Annotated in this window: 27 protein-coding genes, 1 riboswitch and 1 other annotated feature; of the genes, 5 read left to right on the forward strand and 22 right to left on the reverse strand. The window is 36.0% G+C overall.

The features are described from left to right. Positions 1 to 130 precede the first annotated feature (130 nt). The 16 genes from JIN86_RS02590 to comGA all read right to left on the reverse strand — a co-directional run bounded on the left by JIN86_RS02590 (position 131) and on the right by comGA (position 14,200). Positions 131 to 2,467 (reverse strand): sensor histidine kinase, encoded by a 2,337-nt coding sequence (locus tag JIN86_RS02590; protein ID WP_202341206.1) that lies wholly within the window; start codon positions 2,465 to 2,467, stop codon positions 131 to 133. Further along, positions 2,458 to 2,616: a competence pheromone ComX gene (gene comX / locus JIN86_RS02595; RefSeq protein ID WP_009370188.1), complete on the reverse strand. Its 159-nt coding sequence runs from the start codon at positions 2,614 to 2,616 to the stop codon at positions 2,458 to 2,460. Before comX ends, JIN86_RS02590 begins: the two co-directional genes overlap by 10 nt. Positions 2,617 to 2,893: 277 nt before the next feature. Next, on the reverse strand, positions 2,894 to 3,277 hold the full coding sequence (locus tag JIN86_RS02600) for an SMI1/KNR4 family protein (RefSeq protein ID WP_202341207.1): 384 nt from the start codon (positions 3,275 to 3,277) through the stop codon (positions 2,894 to 2,896). A 29-nt stretch (positions 3,278 to 3,306) separates the two neighbouring features. Next, the gene (locus JIN86_RS02605) at positions 3,307 to 4,254 is read right to left on the reverse strand and encodes an ADP-ribosylglycohydrolase family protein (RefSeq protein ID WP_202341208.1); all 948 of its coding nucleotides are present in this window, start codon (positions 4,252 to 4,254) and stop codon (positions 3,307 to 3,309) included. Positions 4,255 to 4,283: 29 nt separating this feature from the next. Further along, positions 4,284 to 5,051, reverse strand: a complete 768-nt coding sequence (locus JIN86_RS02610) for a macro domain-containing protein (protein WP_202341209.1) — start codon at positions 5,049 to 5,051, stop codon at positions 4,284 to 4,286. Between the two features lie 436 nt (positions 5,052 to 5,487). After that, positions 5,488 to 6,951, reverse strand: coding sequence for an aminomethyl-transferring glycine dehydrogenase subunit GcvPB (gene gcvPB / locus JIN86_RS02615; protein ID WP_202341210.1), 1,464 nt, complete (start codon positions 6,949 to 6,951; stop codon positions 5,488 to 5,490). Then, positions 6,944 to 8,290: an aminomethyl-transferring glycine dehydrogenase subunit GcvPA gene (gene gcvPA, locus JIN86_RS02620; RefSeq protein WP_004231057.1), complete on the reverse strand. Its 1,347-nt coding sequence runs from the start codon at positions 8,288 to 8,290 to the stop codon at positions 6,944 to 6,946. Before gcvPA ends, gcvPB begins: the two co-directional genes overlap by 8 nt. Positions 8,291 to 8,315: 25 nt before the next feature. Beyond that, on the reverse strand, positions 8,316 to 9,419 hold the full coding sequence (gcvT, locus tag JIN86_RS02625) for a glycine cleavage system aminomethyltransferase GcvT (RefSeq protein WP_004231055.1): 1,104 nt from the start codon (positions 9,417 to 9,419) through the stop codon (positions 8,316 to 8,318). A 248-nt stretch (positions 9,420 to 9,667) separates the two neighbouring features. Beyond that, positions 9,668 to 9,760: riboswitch (glycine riboswitch) on the reverse strand. 144 nt (positions 9,761 to 9,904) lie between these two features. Continuing rightward, entirely contained in the window at positions 9,905 to 10,420 is a 516-nt protein-coding gene (locus tag JIN86_RS02630) for a shikimate kinase (protein WP_004231053.1), read from the reverse strand. A 20-nt stretch (positions 10,421 to 10,440) separates the two neighbouring features. Continuing rightward, positions 10,441 to 10,602, reverse strand: a complete 162-nt coding sequence (locus JIN86_RS02635; RefSeq protein WP_225340350.1) for a hypothetical protein — start codon at positions 10,600 to 10,602, stop codon at positions 10,441 to 10,443. Between the two features lie 16 nt (positions 10,603 to 10,618). After that, positions 10,619 to 11,044, reverse strand: a complete 426-nt coding sequence (comGF, locus tag JIN86_RS02640) for a competence type IV pilus minor pilin ComGF (RefSeq protein WP_202341211.1) — start codon at positions 11,042 to 11,044, stop codon at positions 10,619 to 10,621. Beyond that, the gene (locus JIN86_RS02645; protein WP_009370183.1) at positions 11,037 to 11,354 is read right to left on the reverse strand and encodes a hypothetical protein; all 318 of its coding nucleotides are present in this window, start codon (positions 11,352 to 11,354) and stop codon (positions 11,037 to 11,039) included. Before JIN86_RS02645 ends, comGF begins: the two co-directional genes overlap by 8 nt. After that, positions 11,347 to 11,784: a competence type IV pilus minor pilin ComGD gene (gene comGD / locus JIN86_RS02650; protein WP_202341212.1), complete on the reverse strand. Its 438-nt coding sequence runs from the start codon at positions 11,782 to 11,784 to the stop codon at positions 11,347 to 11,349. The genes JIN86_RS02645 and comGD overlap by 8 nt, the downstream gene beginning before the upstream one ends. Continuing rightward, positions 11,784 to 12,122 (reverse strand): competence type IV pilus major pilin ComGC, encoded by a 339-nt coding sequence (gene comGC / locus JIN86_RS02655; RefSeq protein WP_004231042.1) that lies wholly within the window; start codon positions 12,120 to 12,122, stop codon positions 11,784 to 11,786. Before comGC ends, comGD begins: the two co-directional genes overlap by 1 nt. Before the next feature lie 10 nt (positions 12,123 to 12,132). After that, entirely contained in the window at positions 12,133 to 13,206 is a 1,074-nt protein-coding gene (gene comGB / locus JIN86_RS02660) for a competence type IV pilus assembly protein ComGB (RefSeq protein WP_202341213.1), read from the reverse strand. Then, positions 13,181 to 14,200 (reverse strand): competence type IV pilus ATPase ComGA, encoded by a 1,020-nt coding sequence (comGA, locus tag JIN86_RS02665; RefSeq protein WP_202341214.1) that lies wholly within the window; start codon positions 14,198 to 14,200, stop codon positions 13,181 to 13,183. Before comGA ends, comGB begins: the two co-directional genes overlap by 26 nt. 327 nt (positions 14,201 to 14,527) lie before the next feature. Here comGA and JIN86_RS02670 point away from each other — a divergent pair, with 327 nt between their 5' ends. Both JIN86_RS02670 and JIN86_RS02675 read left to right on the forward strand, forming a co-directional pair. After that, the gene (locus tag JIN86_RS02670; RefSeq protein ID WP_004231037.1) at positions 14,528 to 15,238 is read left to right on the forward strand and encodes a helix-turn-helix transcriptional regulator; all 711 of its coding nucleotides are present in this window, start codon (positions 14,528 to 14,530) and stop codon (positions 15,236 to 15,238) included. 117 nt (positions 15,239 to 15,355) lie between these two features. Continuing rightward, a complete protein-coding gene (locus JIN86_RS02675) occupies positions 15,356 to 15,598 on the forward strand; it encodes a DUF2626 family protein (RefSeq protein ID WP_004231035.1) in 243 nt (80 codons plus the stop codon). 76 nt (positions 15,599 to 15,674) lie between these two features. Here JIN86_RS02675 and JIN86_RS02680 read toward each other — a convergent pair whose 3' ends face one another. Continuing rightward, the gene (locus JIN86_RS02680; RefSeq protein ID WP_009370182.1) at positions 15,675 to 16,319 is read right to left on the reverse strand and encodes an MBL fold metallo-hydrolase; all 645 of its coding nucleotides are present in this window, start codon (positions 16,317 to 16,319) and stop codon (positions 15,675 to 15,677) included. A 169-nt stretch (positions 16,320 to 16,488) separates the two neighbouring features. On the opposite strand from JIN86_RS02680, the gene JIN86_RS02685 reads away from it, so the two are divergent. Continuing rightward, positions 16,489 to 16,668, forward strand: coding sequence for a DUF2759 domain-containing protein (locus tag JIN86_RS02685; protein ID WP_004231029.1), 180 nt, complete (start codon positions 16,489 to 16,491; stop codon positions 16,666 to 16,668). Positions 16,669 to 16,722: 54 nt separating this feature from the next. Here JIN86_RS02685 and tyrS read toward each other — a convergent pair whose 3' ends face one another. The 5 genes from tyrS to rpmG form a co-directional block, all read right to left on the reverse strand. After that, the gene (gene tyrS / locus JIN86_RS02690; RefSeq protein WP_202341215.1) at positions 16,723 to 17,937 is read right to left on the reverse strand and encodes a tyrosine--tRNA ligase; all 1,215 of its coding nucleotides are present in this window, start codon (positions 17,935 to 17,937) and stop codon (positions 16,723 to 16,725) included. Positions 17,938 to 18,046: 109 nt separating this feature from the next. Continuing rightward, positions 18,047 to 18,288: a binding site (T-box leader), on the reverse strand. Between the two features lie 257 nt (positions 18,289 to 18,545). Continuing rightward, positions 18,546 to 20,441 carry an LTA synthase family protein gene (locus JIN86_RS02695; RefSeq protein WP_004231024.1) on the reverse strand — a complete coding sequence of 632 codons (1,896 nt, stop codon included), beginning with the start codon at positions 20,439 to 20,441 and terminating at the stop codon, positions 18,546 to 18,548. Between the two features lie 280 nt (positions 20,442 to 20,721). After that, positions 20,722 to 20,931 (reverse strand): YqgQ family protein, encoded by a 210-nt coding sequence (locus JIN86_RS02700; protein WP_004231021.1) that lies wholly within the window; start codon positions 20,929 to 20,931, stop codon positions 20,722 to 20,724. Then, positions 20,924 to 21,517 carry a 5-formyltetrahydrofolate cyclo-ligase gene (locus JIN86_RS02705; RefSeq protein WP_004231015.1) on the reverse strand — a complete coding sequence of 198 codons (594 nt, stop codon included), beginning with the start codon at positions 21,515 to 21,517 and terminating at the stop codon, positions 20,924 to 20,926. The genes JIN86_RS02700 and JIN86_RS02705 overlap by 8 nt, the downstream gene beginning before the upstream one ends. Positions 21,518 to 21,629: 112 nt before the next feature. Beyond that, the gene (rpmG, locus tag JIN86_RS02710; protein ID WP_008408521.1) at positions 21,630 to 21,779 is read right to left on the reverse strand and encodes a 50S ribosomal protein L33; all 150 of its coding nucleotides are present in this window, start codon (positions 21,777 to 21,779) and stop codon (positions 21,630 to 21,632) included. 159 nt (positions 21,780 to 21,938) lie between these two features. On the opposite strand from rpmG, the gene JIN86_RS02715 reads away from it, so the two are divergent. Beyond that, complete coding sequence (locus JIN86_RS02715; protein ID WP_202341216.1) at positions 21,939 to 22,382, forward strand: hypothetical protein; 444 nt, start codon at positions 21,939 to 21,941, stop codon at positions 22,380 to 22,382. 3 nt (positions 22,383 to 22,385) lie between these two features. Next, positions 22,386 to 22,868: a hypothetical protein gene (locus JIN86_RS02720; RefSeq protein ID WP_004231012.1), complete on the forward strand. Its 483-nt coding sequence runs from the start codon at positions 22,386 to 22,388 to the stop codon at positions 22,866 to 22,868. The last annotated feature ends 29 nt before the right edge of the window (positions 22,869 to 22,897 follow it).

Consider the following 22,897-nt stretch of genomic DNA (forward strand, 5'->3'; position numbering starts at 1 on the left):
TTTTGATTTATTAACTTATATAAATAAATACATTTTCAAACAAAAGCCTTCTAACCCACATTCGTAGCCTCTACGAAGAGATTAAAAGGTGTTAAAAAAGTATATGCACTTATGCTTCCGCTTCATCTGGTTATCCTCGTATCATATAAGTTGGTCGGGTCAGGGTCTTATAGGTATAGGGATTCGTATGTTGGGTTTCACTTACTTGAATACGAATCGTCATCCCTTCTCCTACTTTGCTATCTAATGCGAATTTCCCATTAAAAGCTTGAACTCGCTCCTGCATTCCTTGTATGCCCATAGAATCGGCAAGTAGAATATCATCTATATTACAACCAACACCATCATCACTATACAAAATTTGGAATCCTTCTTCGGTGCCCAGTAAATGTATTTCAACTGTATTAGCATAGGAATGTTTTAATGCATTGTTTAATAGTTCTTGGAACAGTCGATAAATCATTAAATTTAAACGCTCATCCTCTAAATAGAGGCGGTCAATCGTATATATCAAAACAAAATTAGCACGTTTATGAATTTTTTGTATTAATTTTTCAAGGGCTGCATTTAAGCCTAATGTATCTAATAGAGGTGGCTTTAAGTTTTCGCAGTAGCCCCTCAAATCATTCAGAGAGATAATCATATGTTCATGAAGCTTTATAAGTTTAGATGGGATCTCCTCTCTTTCTTTTGTATGCATGAGGACATCCATCTCCCTTGCAATGTGCAATTGTTCTTGTAAAATCGTATCATGAAGTTCCTGTGCCAACTGATATTTTTCTTCCTCGAACCTTAGCCAGAGTAATTTATTGAGCCATGGTAGCTGTCGATTATCGGCTTCTTTCATATGCTTTAACTGATTTAAAAGCTCCTCAACCATTTTTGTGTTTTCGATAAAATTATTTAAATAGAGCAGCAATAATTCTAGCCATAGCAGTTCCTCGTCCTTGAGATAAATCGTTTTATTATGATCCACAACAAGGATTCGTTTATAGTTCACATCTTGATGAATAAAGGCAATATAGAAATGATCTGTCTTTTTAATATCTCCCAAGCCTAATCGTTCGACTAATACCTCATCTATTTGATGCTGCGTGTATTCTTTGGATTTATTTGTTAAGGTAACTTGATGCGTTCGAAAATCATATGTGAGCACATACACACTTTCCATTTCAAGCTGAACCACAACCTCTTGTACAAATTTCTCTAATAAGTCCTCAATCTTCACCACTCTACCAATACTCTCAACGGTCGTATACAAACGGTGGATGTAGTCGCCTTTTGTAGAAAATAAAATTTTCCGCTTACGATAATCAATCCGCTCTTTGATGTAAAACAACGCCATTAACGATAGAAAGGCAAAAAAGAAAATCTCCGTCATGCGCGTAATTGAAAGATCCGTGAGCAAATATAGTCCTATTAATAACCAAATAGTAAATCCAAATGAGAAATTGAAGTAATATCGTAATCGTGAAATAAAATACTCCATATCGAATATACGTTCAGTGAGTTGTGTAAAGATAAAACTAAAAGGAATAAGCATTAAGAATAGGGAACAAATTTCTGCAGAAAGTATATACCTATTAAATACTATTACAGGTAAAGCATACATAAAAAGAAAAGGCAAAAATGGTATAAAAACACTACTCAACAGAACTTTTAGTTGAGGTATTTTATATTTTAGATACCCCACTATCATAATGGTTAATAAGCTCACCAAGAGTAAGAAAAAAATACCAAGTACAATATAAGAATGGTAGTAATGTGTATATGGAATAATTAAACTAAAAAAACTAAGTATAACAGCAGATATAGGAATTAAATAAAGTATTTTTACATTTTCAAAAAATATCCATTTGAGATTCAGAAAATAAAAGTACTCTTTTAAAAAATGTATTAAAATTACTAAACACAACAACATACTGCTTCTGTTTACTATTATTCCAATAGGATCTAATCGACTTGAAGCACCACTACTAACATATGCCAAAGAAACAGTAAGGATAAATAAAATAAGTAATTTAATTAAGTTAGAATTTTTTTGTTTGTATTTAATATATAAAGTAATAAATAAAGTGAGTAGAAAATAACAAGAAGGAATAACTAACACATAATAGAATTGTTGAGGAATATCTAAATGCCTTATTTTCACCACTAATATCTGGCCATCTGGCTTTTTTATTACTAATTCATTTGCTGCTCTAATTACAGAATCATATTTTAGATTAGAAACATTTTCTGTGTGCGTACCATTAACTTCTAAAACAATATCCCCTAGCATTATTTGATGATTATCTGCCCATTTTTTAAAATATGGCTTCTTTACGAACCATTGGCCATCTTCTTCTTGAATTTCAATATTTATTGAAGGAGAGCTATAAGTTACATTAATTAAATATAAACCAATAAATAAATAAAAACTTATAGCTATCCATATAGGTTTATTTATAAAGTATTTTAGTACCAAATTAAACTTTGAGAACAGAAATCTTCATCAAACGAATCCAAAATTGCCTTTTGTTCTAATGCTGTTACACCAATGAGAGAAGCTTTTTTTTCTTTTAACAATGTCACTAACGTCGGATTTTGCTCTAAATACTGAATCATGTTAATCATTAAAATCGCCTCATTTCTTCATTTTTTTAAATTTATAGTCACTATTTTTTGCCAATAATTCCTTTTAATAAGGAATTATTAACCATTTATGTAACTATATTTTCATTATACTACCTCTCTCCAATAATTCAACATAATTTTCTAAAAAATTCAAAAAATAATAGATTACGTAATAATTTTGCTTTATTTTCAATTATTTTTCTCCAATAATAGACATAAAAACAAATGAAAAGCTCCTTCCTTCTAGTAGGAAGAAGCTTTTCATTTGTCTCTTTTGCTAATACTGACACCCTTCTTGTAGCCACTTGTAGAAATCACAAGTAATCAATGTTGCATGCTTTGGATTCATATCACCACTATCTACTGCTAAAACACGAGAATCCTCTACCTTTATGTCCATTAAAAAGACCATTCCTCCACTATCATCACCAATTGCAATATAGCCTTTTGCATATTCCTCCACTTCCCAAGTCTCGTTTCTTTCTATTACTTCCTCTGTACCATAAATGAACACGCCATTCGTAAACGATAAACCGTTACTTTCCTTTAATACAAGTGTATACGCACTAGGAAGTTGGCAATTCAGCCTATGTTCTATGTGTACAATATGGTGATCTGTTGCTGGTGGATTTGCTGTATAGCTATTATGTATAGGTAACATGTCGTCACCGTCCTTTCCAATAAACTTTTTTACGTCTGTGCTGCACAAAATTCATAAAACGCCAAGATTAAGTCATCTACCTTTTGTTTACTGACAATTTTACCTAACCATTCTTCTGGAATTTTGTCCAACTGTTTATACATACCCGCGATTGATCCTGTAATCGCCCCAACGGTGTCCGTATCTTCTCCTAAATTAACTGCCGTCAGAATCGCTTCTTTAAATGTTGTAGAATTACCTACACACCAAATAGCCGCTTCTAGCGAATGAACAATATAGCCACTCGATTGAATCTCGTCTTCAGGCGTATTTAAAAAGTTTTCATGAAAAATCCTTGCATAAGCATTTAACTCTGCTTTCATTTCATTTTGTAAATTATTTTGCAGTAAGTCAAAGACCTCTTTTAAGGCCACTTCTAGTGAATTATTTCGGTATAAGCTTAATAATAGTTCAATGTAAATGATGGACCCTACTATGGAACGCGGGTGACCATGAGTAATCTCTGTATACTGATGAACTAATTCTTTTCTTTTAGTAAAATCTACCTCATGCATGACCATGAATACTAAAGGAGCTATCCTCATTAACGTACCATTGCCATTATCAAACTCGCCCGTTTTACCACATTGTGCTGGCGGAACACCTTTTTTATAGTTCGAAACGGCATCCGCTGTAGTAATTCCAATATCAAACATTTCGCCAAATGGTGTGAGATAGCCCTGCTCCATGTATTGTACAAATTTGTTCATTAATGTTTTGGTATCCCCATTTTCAATAATGTTCTCGACTAGGCAGAGTGTTAGAGAAGTATCGTCAGACCAAGTGCCAGGTGGCTGATTATAAGTACCGTACCCCATCACATCTTGCACATGGAAAGTCCCTCTTTGTTTAAACTCAACAGGTACGCCCATTAGATCACCAATAATCCCACCGTATAAAGTGTCAAACACCCGCTCCCGCAATTTTGTATCTACCATAGATACCACCCCTAACTTTTTTTAAATTATCACAATTCAAAAACAGTACATTCAACTTTATAATAAATCAATTCCTTATTTATTATTTTTTCAATCTCTCTCCAATCTCCTCCAGTTAAACCTGAACCAATTTTAGGCATCTGTATCGATAATCTATTTTTTAATGCAAATCTCGCAACTTTTCTTAAACATAAACGAAGCGCATCATAATCCATATAGGTTGTACGATCTTTGTCATTTTTCCTCACACCATGTTGTGCAAGCATATTAGCAACAAAAGTAGCTTTCTGCTGGTCTACACATACAAACTGAACTTCTCCTAACTCAAAAGTTTCTTTATCCTTAGACCATTTTACATATTCCCTTTTGGCTAAAGGGAATTGCTTTGATAAAGATAAAACAAAGCCTTTTCCCCAAATTCCTAAAATATTAACAACATGGATGATGAGTGTATGTTCTTCTAAAGGAAGAGAAGCATCGCCCTTTAAGTAGTTAATTTGAGATTTGTTAGCTACAATTCCTTCCTGCCATTTATTCTCAAATTCTAATCGAGTAATAGGTATACTATCGCTTAAATCTAAATTATCGATATGTCCGTCATACAATAAAAATCCAATATCTTCGTTCCAATCATGCAATGATGAAGAACTATACATATCGTTGTTAATTATGTTGATCTGCCTAGTTGCAACGCCATCATCAAATTCTGTATATAATTGTCCATAACCTTTTAAAAATTCAATATTATCACATTTATAGTATAATAGACTATCACCAAACTTGATATCTTCTTCCACTACTTTAACCCCCTTAATAGAACCACCCTAAACCTATCAAAGATTTTGATTAATTATACTATCGATTGTAGATAGTTAGGCACTAACTCTAAGTCCATAAATCGAATCCCTTTATGGTGCCTTTTCCACACAATGATTTAAATTTTTCTGAACATTACAAGTATCTTCCCAGTTTAAATCGTTTAATGGAAATAAATCAAGATCAGTGTCTTTTATCACCAATCTTATATACTTATCAACGAAACCTCTATTGCCTGTCTTTTCATACATTTAATAAAGCAAAATGAATCTTTTACTTTTGATTTACCTTTTGTACTTACAACATGCAAATTAGCTATCACATAATCCTGTAATACATTTCACTATTGAAGATTTATTTAGCTTGTAATTTAAGGTGCAAAAAAACCGTTCACATGAATGTGAACGGTTTTGTAGACTATGCTTTTTGATAACGAAGCACTGGTGTACGAGCAGCGCGTGTTTCGTCTAGACGAGATACGACTGTTGTATGTGGTGCTTCTTGAACGATTGATGGATTTTCTTCTGCTTCTTTCGCAATTTGAATCATTACATCACAGAATGCATCTAATGTTTCTTTTGATTCTGTTTCAGTTGGCTCGATCATCAACGCCTCTTCCACATTTAATGGGAAGTATGTTGTTGGTGGGTGGTAGCCAAAGTCTAACAGACGTTTTGCGATATCTAATGTACGAACGCCTAGTTTCTTCTGACGACGACCTGATAACACAAATTCATGTTTACAGTGACGGTTATATGGTAGCTCGTAGAATGGCTCTAAGCGACGCATCATGTAGTTGGCGTTTAGTACAGCATATTCTGTAACAGCTTTTAAGCCATCTGGACCCATTGTGCGAATGTACGTATAAGCACGAACATTGATACCAAAGTTACCATAGTAAGGTTTTACGCGTCCAATTGATTGTGGACGATCGTAGTCAAAGTGGTATGTGCCTTCTTCAGTTCTTACTAATACTGGTTTTGGTAGGAATGGAATTAAATCTGCTTTTACACCTACTGGGCCTGAACCTGGACCACCGCCACCATGTGGGCCTGTAAATGTTTTGTGTAGATTTAAATGCACACAGTCAAAGCCCATATCGCCAGGACGTGCTTTACTCATTACAGCATTGAGGTTCGCACCATCATAGTACACTTTACCGCCTACAGAGTGAATTAGCTCTGCCATTTCGATAATGTTTTCTTCAAATAACCCTAGTGTATTCGGGTTAGTTAACATTAGTGCTGCTGTATCAGAACCTACTACTTTGCGAAGGTCTTCGATATCAACTAAGCCATTTTCATCTGATTTAACAGTGATTGTTTCAAAGCCTGCTACTGTCGCTGATGCTGGGTTTGTACCATGAGCTGAATCAGGAACGATTACCTTGTTACGGTGACCTTCACCATTCGCTTCATGGAATGCACGAATCATCATTAACGCTGTCCATTCACCATGAGCACCTGCTGCTGGTTGTAATGTAACTTCATCCATCCCTGTAATTTCTACTAAAGAAGTTTGAAGATCATAAAGAAGCTCCATTGCCCCTTGTGCTGTTGATTCATCCTGTAATGGGTGAACATTTGCAAATCCTGAAAGACGTGCAACTGTTTCATTAATTTTCGGATTATATTTCATCGTACAAGAGCCAAGCGGGTAGAAGCCAGAGTCTACTCCATGGTTTCTACGAGAAAGTGCTGTATAATGACGCATAATATCAAGCTCAGACACTTCAGGTAGTTCTGCTGCCTCTGAACGTACTAAGTTTGCAGGTAATAAATCTGTTAGGTCTACCTCAGGCACATCTAGTGCTTCTAAACTATAGCCAACGCGACCTTCTTTTGAAATTTCAAAAATGAGTGATTGATTTTCGTTATGCATTAAGAGCCCCCATTTCTGCAACAAGTGCATCAATTTCTTCTTTCGTGCGTAATTCAGTTACTGCGATTAGCACATGATTTTTAAGAGAGTCATAATTTTGACCTAAAGGATAGCCACCGATAATACCCTTTTCGATTAAGCCTTTATTGATTTCCTTCACACATTTATTCGTTTTCACAACGATTTCATTGAAGTGTGCGCCTTGGAATGCTACTGTAAAGCCTGCTGCTTCAAAGGCATTTTTTGCATAACGTGTTTTCGCGATGTTTTGAGTAGCCATTTCACGAATTCCTTGTTTTCCTAGAGCTGTCATCGCTACAGAAGCTGCAAGTGCAAGTAGTGCTTGGTTCGAGCAAATATTCGAAGTTGCTTTATCACGACGGATATGTTGTTCACGTGCTTGTAGTGTTAATACGTATCCGCGACGGCCTTCACCATCCACTGTTTCACCAACAAGACGTCCTGGTACCTTACGCATCAATTTTGTTGTCACTGCAAAGAAACCACAGTGTGGGCCGCCGAAGGCTTCAGAAATACCAAATACTTGCGCATCACCTACACAAATATCAGCACCAAGCTTGCCAGGAGGCGTTAAAATTCCTAATGCCAATGGGTTAGAAGATACAACGAGTAAGCTTTTTGCAGCATGTGCAATATCCCCGATCACTTGGATATCTTCCACTTGGCCAAAGAAGTTTGGATATTGGGCAATAACAGCTGCTGTGTTGTCATCGATTAACTCTTTTAATGCATCCACATCTGTCACACCGTCTTTTTGCGGGATAGTCACGATATCAATGGATTGACCATATGCATATGTAGCAACAACATCGCGATATTCTGGGTGCACTGCTTCTGACACTAAAATTTTCTTGCGACGCGTATGACCAGCTGCCAACATACCTGCTTCTGCCAATGCTGTACCACCGTCATACATAGAAGAGTTAGCAAGATCCATTCCCGTTAACTCAGCAATCATCGTTTGGAATTCAAAGATGGCTTGTAGCTCACCTTGTGAAATCTCTGGCTGATATGGTGTATAAGCTGTATAGAATTCTGAACGAGAAATAACATGGTCTACGATCACTGGTTTATAGTGGTTATAAACACCTGCTCCTAAAAATGATACGTTGGCATTTGTGTCCTTATTTTTAGCAGCAAGTGCCGTTAACTCTTTTAATAAAGCAGATTCTGATTTTGCTTCTTTAATATCATAAAGGCCTTTAAAACGGACTTTCTCAGGAATATCCTCAAATAACTCATCGACTGAGGATACACCGATTACGTCTAACATTTCTTTTTGATCTTGCTCCGTCATAGGTAAATAACGATGTTTCATAAATGTAGGTCCCTCTTTTCAACTATTATTTTGAACGCTTGTAAAACGGTGTTTCTACTGTTATTACCTTTAAGTGTTTACCGCGAATTTCAATTTCTAACTCAGTTCCGATTGTTGCGAATTGACTGTCAATTAATGCGTGACCAACATTACGTTTAGATGAAGGAAGCTGTGTACCCGTTGTCACTTCACCGATTTCTTGACCATCCTTAAACACTTTGTAGCCATGGCGTGGAATGCCTTTATCAACCATTTCAATGCCTACAAGTTTGCGTGGTAGACCATTTTCCTTTTGAGCTACTAATGCTTCATGACCAATGAAGCCTTCTTTATTTAATTTCACAGCGAAACCAATACCAGCCTCTAGAGGAGAAATTGTTGCTGATAGCTCTTGACCATATAGTGGTAGCCCAGCTTCAAAACGAAGTGTATCACGACATCCTAGTCCAGCTGGAACAACTCCTTTTTCTTGACCTGCCTCTAAAATTTTACCCCAAAGCGCTTTGATGTCTTCTGGAGCACCATATAATTCAAAGCCGTCTTCACCAGTGTAGCCACTGCGAGAAACTAAAACTTTATGTCCTGCAACCTCCACATTCTCTTGGAAGCGGAAAAATTTAATGGCACTTACATCCGTCGAAGTAAGGGATTGAAGAACCTCTTCTGCTAGTGGACCTTGAAGAGCTATTTGTGCATAGGCATCCGATTGGTTATCAATCGTCACATCATATTGATGTTGATTTTCCATCATCCAATCATAGTCTTTTTCAATGTTAGCTGCATTGACACATAATAAATAGTGATTGTCAGCTAATTTATATGTTAGTAAATCATCAACAACGCCACCATCTTCGTAGCACATTGCCGTGTACTGTGCTTGACCGTCAACAATTTTTGATACATCATTTGATAAAAGATTTTGTAAAAAACCTAATGCATCGGGACCAGTTACTAAAATCTCTCCCATATGTGATACATCAAATAAGCCTGCACGATTACGCACTGCATCATGTTCTTCTTTAATAGAAGAGAATTGAACAGGTAATTCCCATCCACCGAAGTCAACTGTTTTTGCACCATATTTCGCGTATTCTTCAAATAGAGGTGTACGTTTTAATTCATTCGCCATTCTTTTTTTGCCCCCTTATTGTTAGTTACATTTTTACTGGTAGTAGTTCGTCTGCTTTTTGTATTCCTACAGTCAATTACATAAATCAGGCTATAGACATAAAAAAAGACAGACGAACCCCTTTTCGGGATTCTCTGTCCTTGCACCTGAAAGTTACACCAGACTGGCTCGCAAGCTCTACGTTGCCAATCAGTCGGCTTTCCCCTTTGGTGGCTGTTATTGTTATACTACAGCTCTCTCCAGAGTTGCGTCTTGTACGAGTCCTTTTACCTGAGAGATTCATAGCCCATTGCTACTTGCTCCTTCGGTGGCGTCTACACGCTCTCTCCCCGCACAATCATCCGCCCAAGATAAATCTTGGTACTATTTAGTATTCAATGAACATTTAGTTACTTATTTGTCTATATCCTAACATTAAATGCATTGGAAAGGCAATCATTTTTTAAAAGATAATAAAACACGAACATTAAATAAAACAAAGTAAATTATCGTTCGTTTTTCAACCTTTTTACTTGAAATACTAAATACTCTAGAATTTGGCGAATCGTCCTACCTTCTGTCAGTACCTGAATATGACCTGCATCACGGTAAAACTTCCTTCTGTAGTGATACAGACTTTCTAGCTCCTCCTTTGTAGAGCTCTGTACAATGGGTCTATTTGGATCATGCTGAACTCGTTTATAAATATCCTCAAACGACGCATCTAAAAAAAACACCAGTCCACTGCGTCTCATAATTTTTCGATTTTCAGCATTGATGGCAACGCCACCACCAGTCGAAATAATACAAGCCTCGTCCCTGAAATTTTTCAAAAATTCTGTTTCTATTTCTCGAAAGTGGGCCTCACCGTATTTTTCAAAAATCTGTGGAATTGTCATCCCCTGCTGACGCACAATCTCATGATCCATATCATAATATGGCATCTTCAATAAATAGCTTAAACGTCTTCCTAATGCACTTTTTCCACTACCCATAAAACCAACTAAATATATTTTTCGCAATTCGATTCACCTTCTTATAACTACGATTCTACACTGTCTGACAAAATTTGTCCCAATAAATTTATCGTAGCTCGAACATTCAATTTTTCTAGCCCATCATATGTTCGATACTGCATTTCATAAGACATATAATACGCAAGAACAAAAGTAGTTACAAAAAATAATAATGCAATTGCGATCAAAAAAATAGCCCCTCTGTCATTTTTCAATAATTGGCACATAAAAGGTTCGCTCCTTTTGAATACCACTATCCATTTCAACAGCTATCGTCAGCTTATTTTCGGAATAGCTAAATTGACATTTATTGATTCCTATTAGCATAGGAACATGTCCACCCTTTACCTGCTCACGAATAATATTCGAGTAGCAATCAATATGATGGAGCGTACTAGCTGTTTGGAAAGTTATTCTTTTTTGATCCTCCCGAATGGAAAAGGTGGAAATATCTTTTAGAGAGAGGTTCAAATCAGAAACAAATAGTTCCCACTTTGTTTGTTCATCTGTTAGCATAGTGGACTTCATTTCAGCAAACCAAAGTATTATAAGGACAAAAAAATGAGAAATAAGCACAAAAACGACTAATTGAAACATAGCTTCTATTAAAGTATAGCCTTTCTCATTCATGCACTTCACCTGTCACTTGAATACATTTTTGGCGTGACTCCAGTAAATTTTGAAATTGGACACAAACTTGTTGTTCGTCAACTTTCCAATGATAAGCAACCTGTTCAATGATTCGAGAGCCCTCTGTTACTTGTATCGCATGGTACTGTTTTAAACCTTCGTATGCTGTTTCAGCTGCAATTAGCTCCATTTTTTTATTAGCAAGATTTGTTTTCATCGTATAAGTAATGGGGATTAACGAGGTGCAAAGTAACATCAAAATACCCACACCTAAAATAGTTTCTACAAAAGAATAGCCTGACTCATTCAATCCTAGCTCTCCCTCGTCCTAATGTTATGATTACTTTTTTCTTGCCCTGTGGTGTTTTAAATGCCATGGTGCCTGCTGTCATCACATTGCCGCTATAGTTATAGACAAGTGTTTGAATTGAACTCTCAGCTGGCAAAAATTCAACCCCCTTTGGAAAAGAGCGTTCATATAAATGAGTATAAATATCTTTTTGAATAGTATAACGATTTGTTGAACCTTCCATTTTCAGGGCTATATATTGTCGTTGGCTCATACTAGAGGTTTGAATATATTGAATATCCAGTTGTAATTGCATAAAAAATCGTTCTAATTCCTTGGTTTCTGCTATTTTCAATGAGAATTTACTAACAATCGCTGTTAAACTCATAACAAGAAGTAAGACAACCAGCATTTCAAGAATCGTAAAACCACCGTTTTTATGAACATTCATTAGCTATCAGTACCTGTTTCCAAGTTGACATTGGCTGGGCGTACCTCTCCCTCATTAGTAATGACTATTTCTTCTTTATTTGGGCAGGTTGTTTCATTTTCCTTTAAATAGCCTTTTGCCACTAAATCATCTAAGGTAGGATAAGCCATATAATCTACACGATACGCCTCTACTTGGCCTTGTACCATGCTTATATAAGCTGTACAGCCTTTCTTATCTATTGTGGCGAAATGCTTTGTAACATTTGGGATTGTAATTAAAATAAGAATGGATATAATTAACAGAACTATAAGCATCTCGATTAAAGTAAAACCAGCTTGTTGTTTGAGACGTTTCATCATCTTCCTCCTAAACTAATTCAATCATGTGATAGATGGGTAATAATAAACTGATATAAGCCGCTATTATACAAGCAGCTATAAGGATAAAGAAACTAGGCTGCACAAAAGCTAATATTTTTTGTAAAAGCTGTTCCTGCTTTTCCATTAATAAATCGCTATACAATACTAATTCTTTTCCTAAATAACCGCTGTGTTCGCCATGCTCTACGAACATTGGAAAATCTTTTTGAAAAACGGCCATCATCGCTACCGCCTGTGTCAGTGTTTCTCCAAAGATGACTCTATCTTTTATACGCTGTGAAAGAACTTGGAGAAATGGTTGTAGCTGCTGTTCCTCTAATAGCTGAAGGCTTGCTTGTAATGAAAATCCACTTTGTAGTAGGCTGCCTAAATAAGCAGCAAACTGCCTTGTCAATGCCAGCCTAAAATAGCGCTGTATAAAGGGGATTTTTAATAAAATTGTTAGTTGATGAGCAACAGCTTGTCGTTTGAGATAGAATCGAAAAATGATTAAGCTACCTATTACTATGAACATGGTCGAGATAACTACATCTGGTACATGTAATAACAGATTGGACAATGCAATACTTGTCTCTTCTGTTTCAGAGGTACGACTAACGACCATTCTTTCAATGTTCGGTAAAAAAAATGTACGAAACACAAAAAATAACAACAATAAAAAGATAATCAGTGTGACAGGGTAGATCAGCAGCTTGATTAGCTTTTTCTTAGTCTTTTCACTTACTGTTATCTGTTTAGCCACACCTTTAAATGCTTCTATCATGTGGCCATTGTTTTCCGCCACCTTAATTGCCATTAAATAATGATTCCCTAGCTGTAATGTTTCAAATATCCCTGCAACCCCTACTCCTTGTCTGAGCTTTTCATCAATTTGGTGCTGTATGTCCTCATGTGCTTCGATATGATGAGGTAGTAACATGGAAATAGCTTGGGGAAATAAATATCCTTCCTGCATTAATACACATAAACGATTGAAAAGCTGAGCTTGCTCCTTTACCCGCCATTTCGTAGCCCGATTATAAAAAAGAACAATTTTATCGATGTATGTTTGTAACTGCATATAGGCTCTCCACTAATTCCTTTTGCCCCATTAATGTTAAGTCATAAGGAAGTTTGTAATTTCCCATATCCTTGATGGCGGTGATGGCTCTTGATAGATGATCGTCATGTAATATTTCATAGACAGCTCGACGTTCTCCATGTAGAGCTGAGGTCTGAACAAGCATTTGGGCAACTATACCGATAACCGTTTGACGAAGCTCCTCTATCGACACACCTAAATCCATTAAACGATAGAGACAATTAATGGAGTCTTTTGCATGAATAGTGGAGACAACTAAGTGCCCTGTTAGAGAGGCTTGAATGGCAATATTTGCTGTTTCTCTATCGCGAATTTCACCAATCATAATGACATCAGGTGAATGGCGCAAAATGGCTTTTAATCCTGCAGCATATGTAACGCCTGCTCGCTCGTTGACTTGAATTTGAAGTAAATTGGCTTGGCTGTTTTCTACAGGATCTTCTAAAGAAATTACATGTCGATTCAATTCTGTGGAACAGTAATGGATTAGGGAATAAAGTGAAGTAGACTTGCCAGAGCCTGTTGCTCCCGTAAAAAATAGAAGACCTTGTCGGTTTTGTACCAGCTCCATGAGTTGATGAGCTGCGCTTTTGGAAAAGCTTAGGGAAGTTAGTGGAAATGCATGATTTTGGAGAAGTAAACGAATAATTAAGCTTTCTTTTGAAAATACAGAAGGCAGTGTGGATACTCGAAACGAATAAGAATTTTGCTCCATTGCTTTTTGAAAGGCACCGCTTTGAGGTTTACGACGTTCACTAATATCTAATTCGGCAAGAAATTTATAGTAAGAGATCATTCTTTCTGCAAGTTCATGAGGTAGCTCACCAGCGTGGAGAAGTTTATCATATTTCCGAAAATAGATCCGATACTTTATGTTTCCTGGAACTAACAATAAATCAGATGCTCCAAAATGATAGGCCTTTAGTAAAAGTTGCTCACATTTTTGTTCGACAACTGTTTCAAAACTCTGCATATATGCACCTCTCTTTTAGTTCATTCGAATATGACCGCTCTATTCGTTATTTCCTAGTATAAGGAGGAACTCGCCACGAGAAAAGCCCTTTTCAGAAAATAAAAATTTGCAAGTTAATTTTCTGCCAATAATGTTTTTTGCTATAAAAATGTGGATAAAGTGCAATTTTCCACTAAAAAAGAATATAAATACATGAAAAAATTAATATTTATGCCGAAATGAACTGTATCTTTTTCAATAATACAATATAATAGTATCAACATGATTATTTTCCTAACACTTGGTAGACGAACATAATTTTTATAATAAATTAAAGAGGTGAAGCTCATGATCCATCCATTAAAAATTACTAGTACACTAGCGGATGAAACAAGATACTCTATTTATGAGTACATATTGCAAGAGAAAAAAACAGTTACTGTACAACATATTGCTGACAAATTCGGTATCCATCCAAACGTTGCTCGACTTCATTTAACGAAGCTTTCAGAAATAAACATTATTACAGCTGACTATGTAAAAACAGGTAAAGGTGGCAGACCTGGACGTGTTTATAAAGCTTCAGAAAAAGGCGTATCTCTTACTTTTCCAAGACGTGATGAAGATCGTTTATTAAAATGGACGATACAATTAATTGAAGACTTTGGTCCATCTGCATTAACAAAATGCCAGGAAATTAGCTACCAAGATGGCTACCAGCAAATGAAAAATTATATGAGTGCTGAATTGACATTAAGTAATTCTCTTTCCTTCGATGAAAAACTTCAGCTATTAACGGACAATGCCGCTTTAATTGGCTATATTCCACAAATTCAACAAACTGAGCATGGAAAAAAAGTAATCTTCTCCATTTTCAATTGTCCATTCCAGGAGCAACTGACAGCCTATTCTAAAATTGTTTGTTCATTACATGAATCCTATTTAAAAGGGCAATTAGATGCATTGTTTACGAACAATGAATTTGTGCAAATGGAAAGTATGATACATAATTGCGATTTATGTAAATATGAAATAAACGTGACAGAAATCGATAGCTAGATTAAAAATCCATTTGTTTGTCACAAACATGGAGAAGTTCCAGTTTACAGACACCTTTCATATCATTTATAATGAGTAAGAGATTATTGTGTCGTGGGCAAAAGGAGGGGAAATTTCATGGATAATATGTATAAAGTTATGGCATTCTGGACAGGTATTTTTGCAGTTATGTTCTACCTTGGAGGTATGAACGAGGTATCGCTATTATTCTTAGGTAATACAGGTTTATTCTTATTATTAGGCTTCTTAAACCTTTCAGAACGTATGTACATGTACATTTTCGGAGCATATTTAACTGTATTCTTCGCTGGCTTCACGTACTATACAACATTCATTCACGTACCTGGTGGCGGTCATTAATACAAACAAAATCGCGTATCTCACTTTCGGTGAGATACGCTTTTTTTTTGTGCTAAATCAGTTTATTAGCCATATTTTAAAATCCATTTAAAAAAGGATTTGTCTCCATTTCTGCGCCTACCGTTGTATAATTACCGTGTCCAGGATAGATAATAGTATCCTCAGGTAATGTCAACAGTTTATGATGGATCGATTCCAATAAAATTTTGGTTGATCCACCTAATAGATCTGTACGTCCTACACCTTGTTCAAATAACGTATCTCCCACGATGGCAAAACCGTCATTTTCAAAGATATAGGAAATACTCCCCGGTGAATGCCCAGGTGTAAAAACTGCTTGAAACACAAAATTACTCATTTCAATTTGCTGTTCTTTTTTGATAATTGTATCTTGCGCTGGTGCAGCTACCCTATAATCTGGTAATGCAGGATATTTACTAGAGCCATTCTTTGTTGGATCTGCTAGCCAACTAACTTCCTTTTCATGAATCCATACAGGAACGTCAAATACCTCACGTACTGCATCTACTGCCCCTATATGATCAAAATGGGCATGTGTTAAAAAGATAGCAAGAGGTTTTAAGCCGTTGCTACGGATTGTTTTAATTAGACGCTCCGCTTCTTCACCTGGATCAAATACGATACATTCTTTTTCTTTATTCGATACGATATAGCAATTCGTTTGGACGGGACCAAGAGAATAACTTCGTACGTTCATCATAGTTATCACCTCAATTTCCTATTATACAGGCTTTGCCACAATTTGACGATAAATGTTCATAGTTTACAGTATTTTAGTCCTCGACAAAAACAAGTAGAACGTTTACAATTAAGGAGGAATATTGTTTGCGACATTCATTTTCTGATGTCGAAAGGAGTGTCTATTTTTAATGAACTTATTAATGGTTATTTTTGGTCTAGTAGCGATTTTAGCTGTATTTGGTACATTCCAAGCAATTAAAGAAAAGAACCTTTTAAGCGTTGTTTTCAACTTATTAAGTGCTGCTGTATTCGGATGGTTCGTCATCATGACGATTGTTCACAGCGGTTACCCACCAAAATTACACTAAAATTCAGACAAAAAAAGAGCAGTCTCCTCGGAGATTGCTCTTTTTTGTCTGTTATTACTTATTGAATTGAAGAAATCGCTTCTTGCCAATTTGTAGGATATCATTATTCATTAACACTTGTGATAAGTCATCCATCGCCATTTTTTCTCCATTCAAGGATACTCCTTTTTGCTTGATTAACCGCAAAAACTCACTCTTACTTTGAATAAAACCCATTACCACTAGTTGTGGAATGATATCCACGATTCTTTCCTTATCAATTTCCAAGAGCAGTATAGGAATGTTTTTTGGTATTTCCTTTTTTTGAAATGCTGCTTCAAAATAAGCTCTTGCTTCCTCCATTGCTGTAGATCCATGGTATAAAGTCGTTATAATTTCTGCTAATAGGAATTTCAAATCGCGGGGATTCTCTCCCTTTTGTAGTCTATCTTGAATAGCCTGCACATGTAGTGGATGCTCATCTGTTGCTAATTCGAAATATTTGATAATTAAAGTATCTGGGACTTCCATCACCTTTTTAAACATAATCTCAGGTGCTTCGTTGATGCCAATATAATTACCTAAGCTCTTACTCATTTTTTCTCTGCCATCTAATCCCTCTAGCAAGGGCATAAAAATAGCAATTTGTTTTTCTAATCCCCGATGCTTTTGTAAGGAGCGTCCCATTAAAATATTGAAAGTCTGATCCGTTCCACCTAACTCTATATCTGCCACAAGCTCTACTGAATCATATGCTTGCATGAGTGGGTAGAAAAACTCATGTATACCAATTGGAATGTGCTGCTGGTAGCGTTTCTGAAAATCCTCGCGCTCTAAAAGTCGAGCAACAGATGTTGTGGCTGCTAGCTTGATGACTTCTTCAAAGGATAGCTTCGCTAACCATTCACTATTAAAACGAACCGTTGTCTTGTTCGGATCTAGCACTTTAAAAATTTGCTCACAATATGTTTGGCCGTTTTTCTTCACTGTATCGTCATTTAAGGCTGTTCGCCCCTTGGCTTTACCTGTAGGATCGCCAATTCGTCCTGTAAAATCACCGATAACAATAACTGCATGATGGCCTAAATCTTGCATTTGCTTGATTTTTCGTAGAACAACCGCATGACCTAAATGAATATCTGGTGCGGACGGATCTAGCCCTAGCTTAATCGTTAAAGGTCGCTGTTCTTTATATGATCGCTCTAATTTTTCAAGTAAATCCTGTTCGTCAACGATCTTGTTAGCACCTTTCTTGATAATCGTCATTTGCTCCTTTGGTGTTAAAAACATACGAAACATCTCCTTGTAATATTAAATATTAATATTGCAAGTTCTATAAGAGTAAATGTGGGGTACCGTTTTTGCTTAAAAGGCATAAAAAAACGCCTTTAGGAAATTCCTAAAGGACGTAGATAAACGTGTTACCACCTTTTTTCGAGAGCTATTCACATAGCCCTCCTCAACAAGTACAGCCATAGCGATACTTTTGCAATGATTACGGATGCAACCCCGTCGTAGCCTACTAAAGTTTCGGTACGCAGCTCCAAGATGTATTCACTTTAATATCCCCTTGCGCCTCTCAACAACCGGCTACTCTCTGTTAGTTCCATTAAAGTTACTCGTTCTTTTCAATGCCTTTCACTCTTATACTCCGAAATGCGAAAAACAAATCTTCGTTATGCAGATATTTACACTTATTATAATCGTATCTTTCTATTTGTCAATAAAAAGAAGTGCCCAATAAAGTGTATTCACGTTGCATCATGTTGTAAAACATTGCGAAAGGTGTTTTCTTTAGCATAAGATTCACAAAAAAATTTTATGAATGGTTGATTGTGACTAATTCCTTTATATTAGCTATATAAAAAGAGAGATCCCTATACGAGATCTCTCATTGATTACTTAACTGAATCCTGCTTTAAATTACCTGTTTTTTCGTCATAGAAGCGAAGTAAGTCGCCATTAATGATGGCATCGGAATTTTCTAGCTCCATTGTGGCACGATCAGCATAAGACTGACATGGCTCACCATCTATTTCTTCGCCAGTTGCTTTGTCATAGCAAGCTTCACCAGCATAGACGTATTTATCTGTAATAAAGCGTCCATCACGGAAGACTACAAAGTCCTCATGCTCTGGAGAGAATAAATCCGCACCCATTTGCATATCTTTTGACGTTTCAACGCCAAGAAGGTGTAAGATTGTTGGACGTAAATCCATTTGTCCTGAAATCTCAGTCATTTCTTTTCCATCGCCCGCTCCTGGGATGTGGATGAATAAAGGTACTTCTTGAAGCATTGCATTATCCATTGGTGTAATTTGATCTTTACCTAAATATTGTGCCATTGCTTTATTATGGTTCTCAGAAATACCATAGTGATCCCCATACATCACAATAATAGAATTATCATAGACACCTTGATCTTTTAACTGTTGGAAGAAGTCTTTTAAAGCCTCATCCATGTAACGTACTGTTTGGAAGTAACGATTTAATGTACCTGAATTTGAATCATATTCAGGAATCATAATATCTTCTGGGTCCAATGTAAATGGATAATGGTTCGTTAAAGTAATAAGTCTAGAGTAGAATGGCTGTGGCATATCTTTCATTAAAGCAGCTGATTGCTCTAAGAATGGAACATCTTTCATTCCCCAGTTTACAGCTTGCCCCTCTTCCACAGTATATGAATCTATATCGTAGAATTTATTAATTTTTAACGATTGATACATCATGTCACGATTCCAGAAAGATTTATTATTAGGGTGCATGACATTTGTAAAGTATCCATTTTCTCCAAGGCGTTCAGCCATTGAATTATACGTATTTCCACCATGCGTGAAGAATACAGCACCTCGACCTAAACCAAACAATGAGTTTTCAACAATAAACTCCGAGTCAGATGTTTTTCCTAAACCTGTTTGGTGGTAGAAGTTACTGAAATAATACGTATCTTTATCTTTTGTTAAAGAGTTTAAGAATGGCGTAATTTCATGACCATTCATGTCATTATTAATGACAAAGTTTTGTAATGACTCCATCGATACCACAATCAGGTTACGACCTTTATATTTCCCAAACATCTCTGGATTTACTGCAGCTTGATTAGAGCGTATATAGTTGTTCACTTCTACTAGTTCACTACCATCGGCTAACGCACGTTGGGCAGATGATTTAGATTGAATATAAATGTCATACAAGTGGTAATTGTACGTACCAATGTTTTTTACTAATAATTCGCGGTCAAAACTACGTGTTAGTAATTGTGGACGCTCCGTTTCTGCTAATCCTAAATTTAAGAATGTCATTGCTATTGCAAGCACAAAAAATGCACGACGGAATTCAATATTCACTTTAAATGCATCTTTCATTTTTGGTAAAAATTTATTCGCCAAGATTAAGATAACGACATCAACGAAATATAATACATCCCAAGGCTCAACAATGGCTGCTACTGATGTTCCTAAGTCACCAAAGTTACTTGTTTGGAATAATACTGGTAGCGTAATAAAATCATTGTAGAATCGATAGAACGCTACATTTCCGTATAAAACAATGGACAAAATAACGCTGACCGTAATCAAATAACGATTTCTAGCTTTTGCTGATTTAAAGAATAGTGATAAACCATACGTAAATAGCAAGAAGCTTAATGGATTAATAAATAAAATAAACTGTTGCATTGCATTTTCAATTTTCATTTCAAAGCTTGTGTGGTAAACAATGACCGTTTTGATCCAAGTTGCTATAATTGCTAGTATCATAAATGAATGTTTAGGCCACTTTATTGATTTCATTCCTAACATCCTCCCTACTTCCTTACAAAAAAATAATAATTTTTTACATTTTGTTACGGAAACAAAATATATCTTAATCCTTTTTTAACAGATAATCAACACATATCTCATGGAAAATTTTTTCTCTTTGCTCTTTCTATGCACCAGATATCTATATATACGTTTTGCATTGTAAAAAGTTTCATAAAAACATAAAAACAGCGGAAACCCACTGTTTTTAAGAATATTACATACATGTTACATTAATTTTACAATACCCAATTACATTATATTTCAAACATTACTTTTTATGCTCTTCCATACGAAGTCTTGTTGTTTCTTGTCGAATAAGCAGTAGGGCCATTTGATAATCTTTTATATCTAGTACATTCGCTTTATAGAGCTCACGTATTTCATCCTCCATCAGCATCAAATCGCCAATAGGATCACGTGTATAAATATAGGTACCATATGTTTTCAAGAGTTCATAAATATCTAGCATTTTATCCATTTTCGTTCGCTCCTCGTTGTGCAACACAGTCAATACGTTTTGTGGGCGTCACAATGATATCTACTGGGCAATCATGTGCTTCAGTAGGAACACAATCAATGATTTGCTCATCAAAGAGCAACGACATCAGCTTACCCTTATTATAGTTTAATACATAGCGGTCATAATAACCACCGCCATAGCCAATTCGATAACCGTATGGATCAAAAACAACGCCTGGTACAATAATGATATCCATCTCATTTGCGTCAACAAACTCACTTTTTGCTGGAATGGGCTCACGCAAATGCATATATACAGTTTCAAGCTGTGCAAATGAATCAATTGCATAAAATGACATTTCTCTTGTTTTCGGGTGACATTTAGGAACTGCGACCTTTTTCCCTAGTTTCCATAATTCCTCAATTAGAAGAATTGTGTCGACTTCTGGCTTATTTGAAATGGTCATGCCAATTGTATTTGCTTCTATTATATATGGTTCCTGTAGCACCTTTTTTAACACAGTTAATGATTGACGATAATAATCTTCATCTGTCAAGGTTGCAAGGTCTTGGCGTACCGTGTTTCGTAAAGTTGTTTTATCCATCTAGGCTACCTCCTATATCGTAAAACGTCATATCCTCCTGGAATTGTTACATTGAATGATTTGATAAAATGTAGAAAGCCAAAACCACTTGTGGTTTTGGCTTAATGAGCGATTACTTAGTTTCACGGTGAAGAGTGTATTTCTTCTCGCGAGAGCAATATTTTTTAAGTTCAAGACGCTCTGGATTGTTACGCTTGTTCTTTTTAGAAATGTAGTTACGTTCGCCGCAATCTGTGCAAGCTAAAGTAATATTTACGCGCATCATTAACCCTCCCACTCTATATCAAGAATTTAAATTTGAGCATGATTTATACGACTAACCTATTATAACATAAACTGAAAAAAAATCTACCTTCATTTCATATTAAGTTTGCATATGGTAAAATATCTTATAATTACATACTACATTGAGGTGAAACTAATGGATGTATCCATCGTATTAATGAGTATCGGCATTTTTCTGATCATTGTTTCGTTCTTTTTCAAAAATAGCGCGAAAAAAATCGAACAAGATGTCGAAGAATTATCTATCTCCATTTTCCAAGAAACGAATAATTTAAAGCGTCGCCTTAAGATTGTGGAGGAAGAACTTTTACTAGAGCCTGAGTTCCAAGTGAAATCAAAATCAAGTACCCCTCCAAAAGGTCAAGATCCTAAAGTGCACCAAGTCATGCAGGCCGTTCAACAGGCTGCACAGGCTTCAAAAGTTGGACAAACAACAGCACCCGCAAAACCGATTCATCAAATTATTATTAGTCAGGTACTTGAATTAAATAAACAGGGTCTTTCTGTAGCAGATATTAGTATTCGCTCAAATTTAACAGAAGAGCAAGTTCGGCAAGTGATTGCAAACGGGGGGCGTTGATTGATGAATAAGTCTGCCATTCGTGCATTTGGTATAGCCATTTTTCTTGTTGGGGCATTGCTCGCACTCGCAAACCGCTTCGATGTAAATATTGGTCTTCCTACCAAGGGATTTTCCAATCAACAACAGGTAGAAGAACTACAAAACAAATTAAGTAAGGCCAATCAAGAAATTGCCTCGTTAAAGGATCAATTAAAGCAAGTACATACGACTGAAAAAACTTCTACAACAGATGCATCTGAACAAGCTGATGAAGAAACAGCTACGGATGAAACAACGATGTCTCTGCAAATCTATAGTGGCATCACACCGTATAGTGTGGCACAAAAACTTGAAGACGGTGGTATTATTACCAATAGTGTTGAAATGGAGTTACTACTCGCTAACCCTAAATATGCTAGAAGCTTACAAATCGGCTCCTATGAGGTCAATTCTTCCATGACCTTAGAAGAAATAGCTAATTTAATTACAGGCAAGAAACAATAACTTAAAAAGCTGTCGCCCATTCATATGAG

It is taken from the genome of Lysinibacillus sp. HST-98 (assembly GCF_016757845.1).
GTDB classification, from domain to species: Bacteria; Bacillota; Bacilli; order Bacillales_A; family Planococcaceae; genus Lysinibacillus; species Lysinibacillus capsici.

Coding starts and splice junctions, on each gene's coding strand:
- comX (WP_009370188.1), bottom strand. CDS start 2,616: ATGATTAACATGATTCAGTATTTAGAGCAAAATCCGACGTTAGTGACA.
- comGA (WP_202341214.1), bottom strand. CDS start 14,200: ATGCAGAGTTTTGAAACAGTTGTCGAACAAAAATGTGAGCAACTTTTA.
- gcvPA (WP_004231057.1), bottom strand. CDS start 8,290: ATGAAACATCGTTATTTACCTATGACGGAGCAAGATCAAAAAGAAATG.
- JIN86_RS02720 (WP_004231012.1), top strand. CDS start 22,386: ATGAATAAGTCTGCCATTCGTGCATTTGGTATAGCCATTTTTCTTGTT.
- JIN86_RS02685 (WP_004231029.1), top strand. CDS start 16,489: ATGAACTTATTAATGGTTATTTTTGGTCTAGTAGCGATTTTAGCTGTA.
- gcvT (WP_004231055.1), bottom strand. CDS start 9,419: ATGGCGAATGAATTAAAACGTACACCTCTATTTGAAGAATACGCGAAA.
- comGD (WP_202341212.1), bottom strand. CDS start 11,784: ATGAATGTTCATAAAAACGGTGGTTTTACGATTCTTGAAATGCTGGTT.
- JIN86_RS02675 (WP_004231035.1), top strand. CDS start 15,356: ATGGATAATATGTATAAAGTTATGGCATTCTGGACAGGTATTTTTGCA.
- JIN86_RS02600 (WP_202341207.1), bottom strand. CDS start 3,277: ATGTTACCTATACATAATAGCTATACAGCAAATCCACCAGCAACAGAT.
- comGC (WP_004231042.1), bottom strand. CDS start 12,122: ATGAAACGTCTCAAACAACAAGCTGGTTTTACTTTAATCGAGATGCTT.
- JIN86_RS02700 (WP_004231021.1), bottom strand. CDS start 20,931: ATGGATAAAATGCTAGATATTTATGAACTCTTGAAAACATATGGTACC.
- comGB (WP_202341213.1), bottom strand. CDS start 13,206: ATGCAGTTACAAACATACATCGATAAAATTGTTCTTTTTTATAATCGG.
- JIN86_RS02670 (WP_004231037.1), top strand. CDS start 14,528: ATGATCCATCCATTAAAAATTACTAGTACACTAGCGGATGAAACAAGA.
- JIN86_RS02715 (WP_202341216.1), top strand. CDS start 21,939: ATGGATGTATCCATCGTATTAATGAGTATCGGCATTTTTCTGATCATT.
- gcvPB (WP_202341210.1), bottom strand. CDS start 6,951: ATGCATAACGAAAATCAATCACTCATTTTTGAAATTTCAAAAGAAGGT.
- JIN86_RS02705 (WP_004231015.1), bottom strand. CDS start 21,517: ATGGATAAAACAACTTTACGAAACACGGTACGCCAAGACCTTGCAACC.
- rpmG (WP_008408521.1), bottom strand. CDS start 21,779: ATGCGCGTAAATATTACTTTAGCTTGCACAGATTGCGGCGAACGTAAC.
- JIN86_RS02680 (WP_009370182.1), bottom strand. CDS start 16,319: ATGATGAACGTACGAAGTTATTCTCTTGGTCCCGTCCAAACGAATTGC.
- JIN86_RS02695 (WP_004231024.1), bottom strand. CDS start 20,441: ATGAAATCAATAAAGTGGCCTAAACATTCATTTATGATACTAGCAATT.
- JIN86_RS02605 (WP_202341208.1), bottom strand. CDS start 4,254: ATGGTAGATACAAAATTGCGGGAGCGGGTGTTTGACACTTTATACGGT.
- comGF (WP_202341211.1), bottom strand. CDS start 11,044: ATGAATGAGAAAGGCTATACTTTAATAGAAGCTATGTTTCAATTAGTC.
- tyrS (WP_202341215.1), bottom strand. CDS start 17,937: ATGTTTTTAACACCAAAGGAGCAAATGACGATTATCAAGAAAGGTGCT.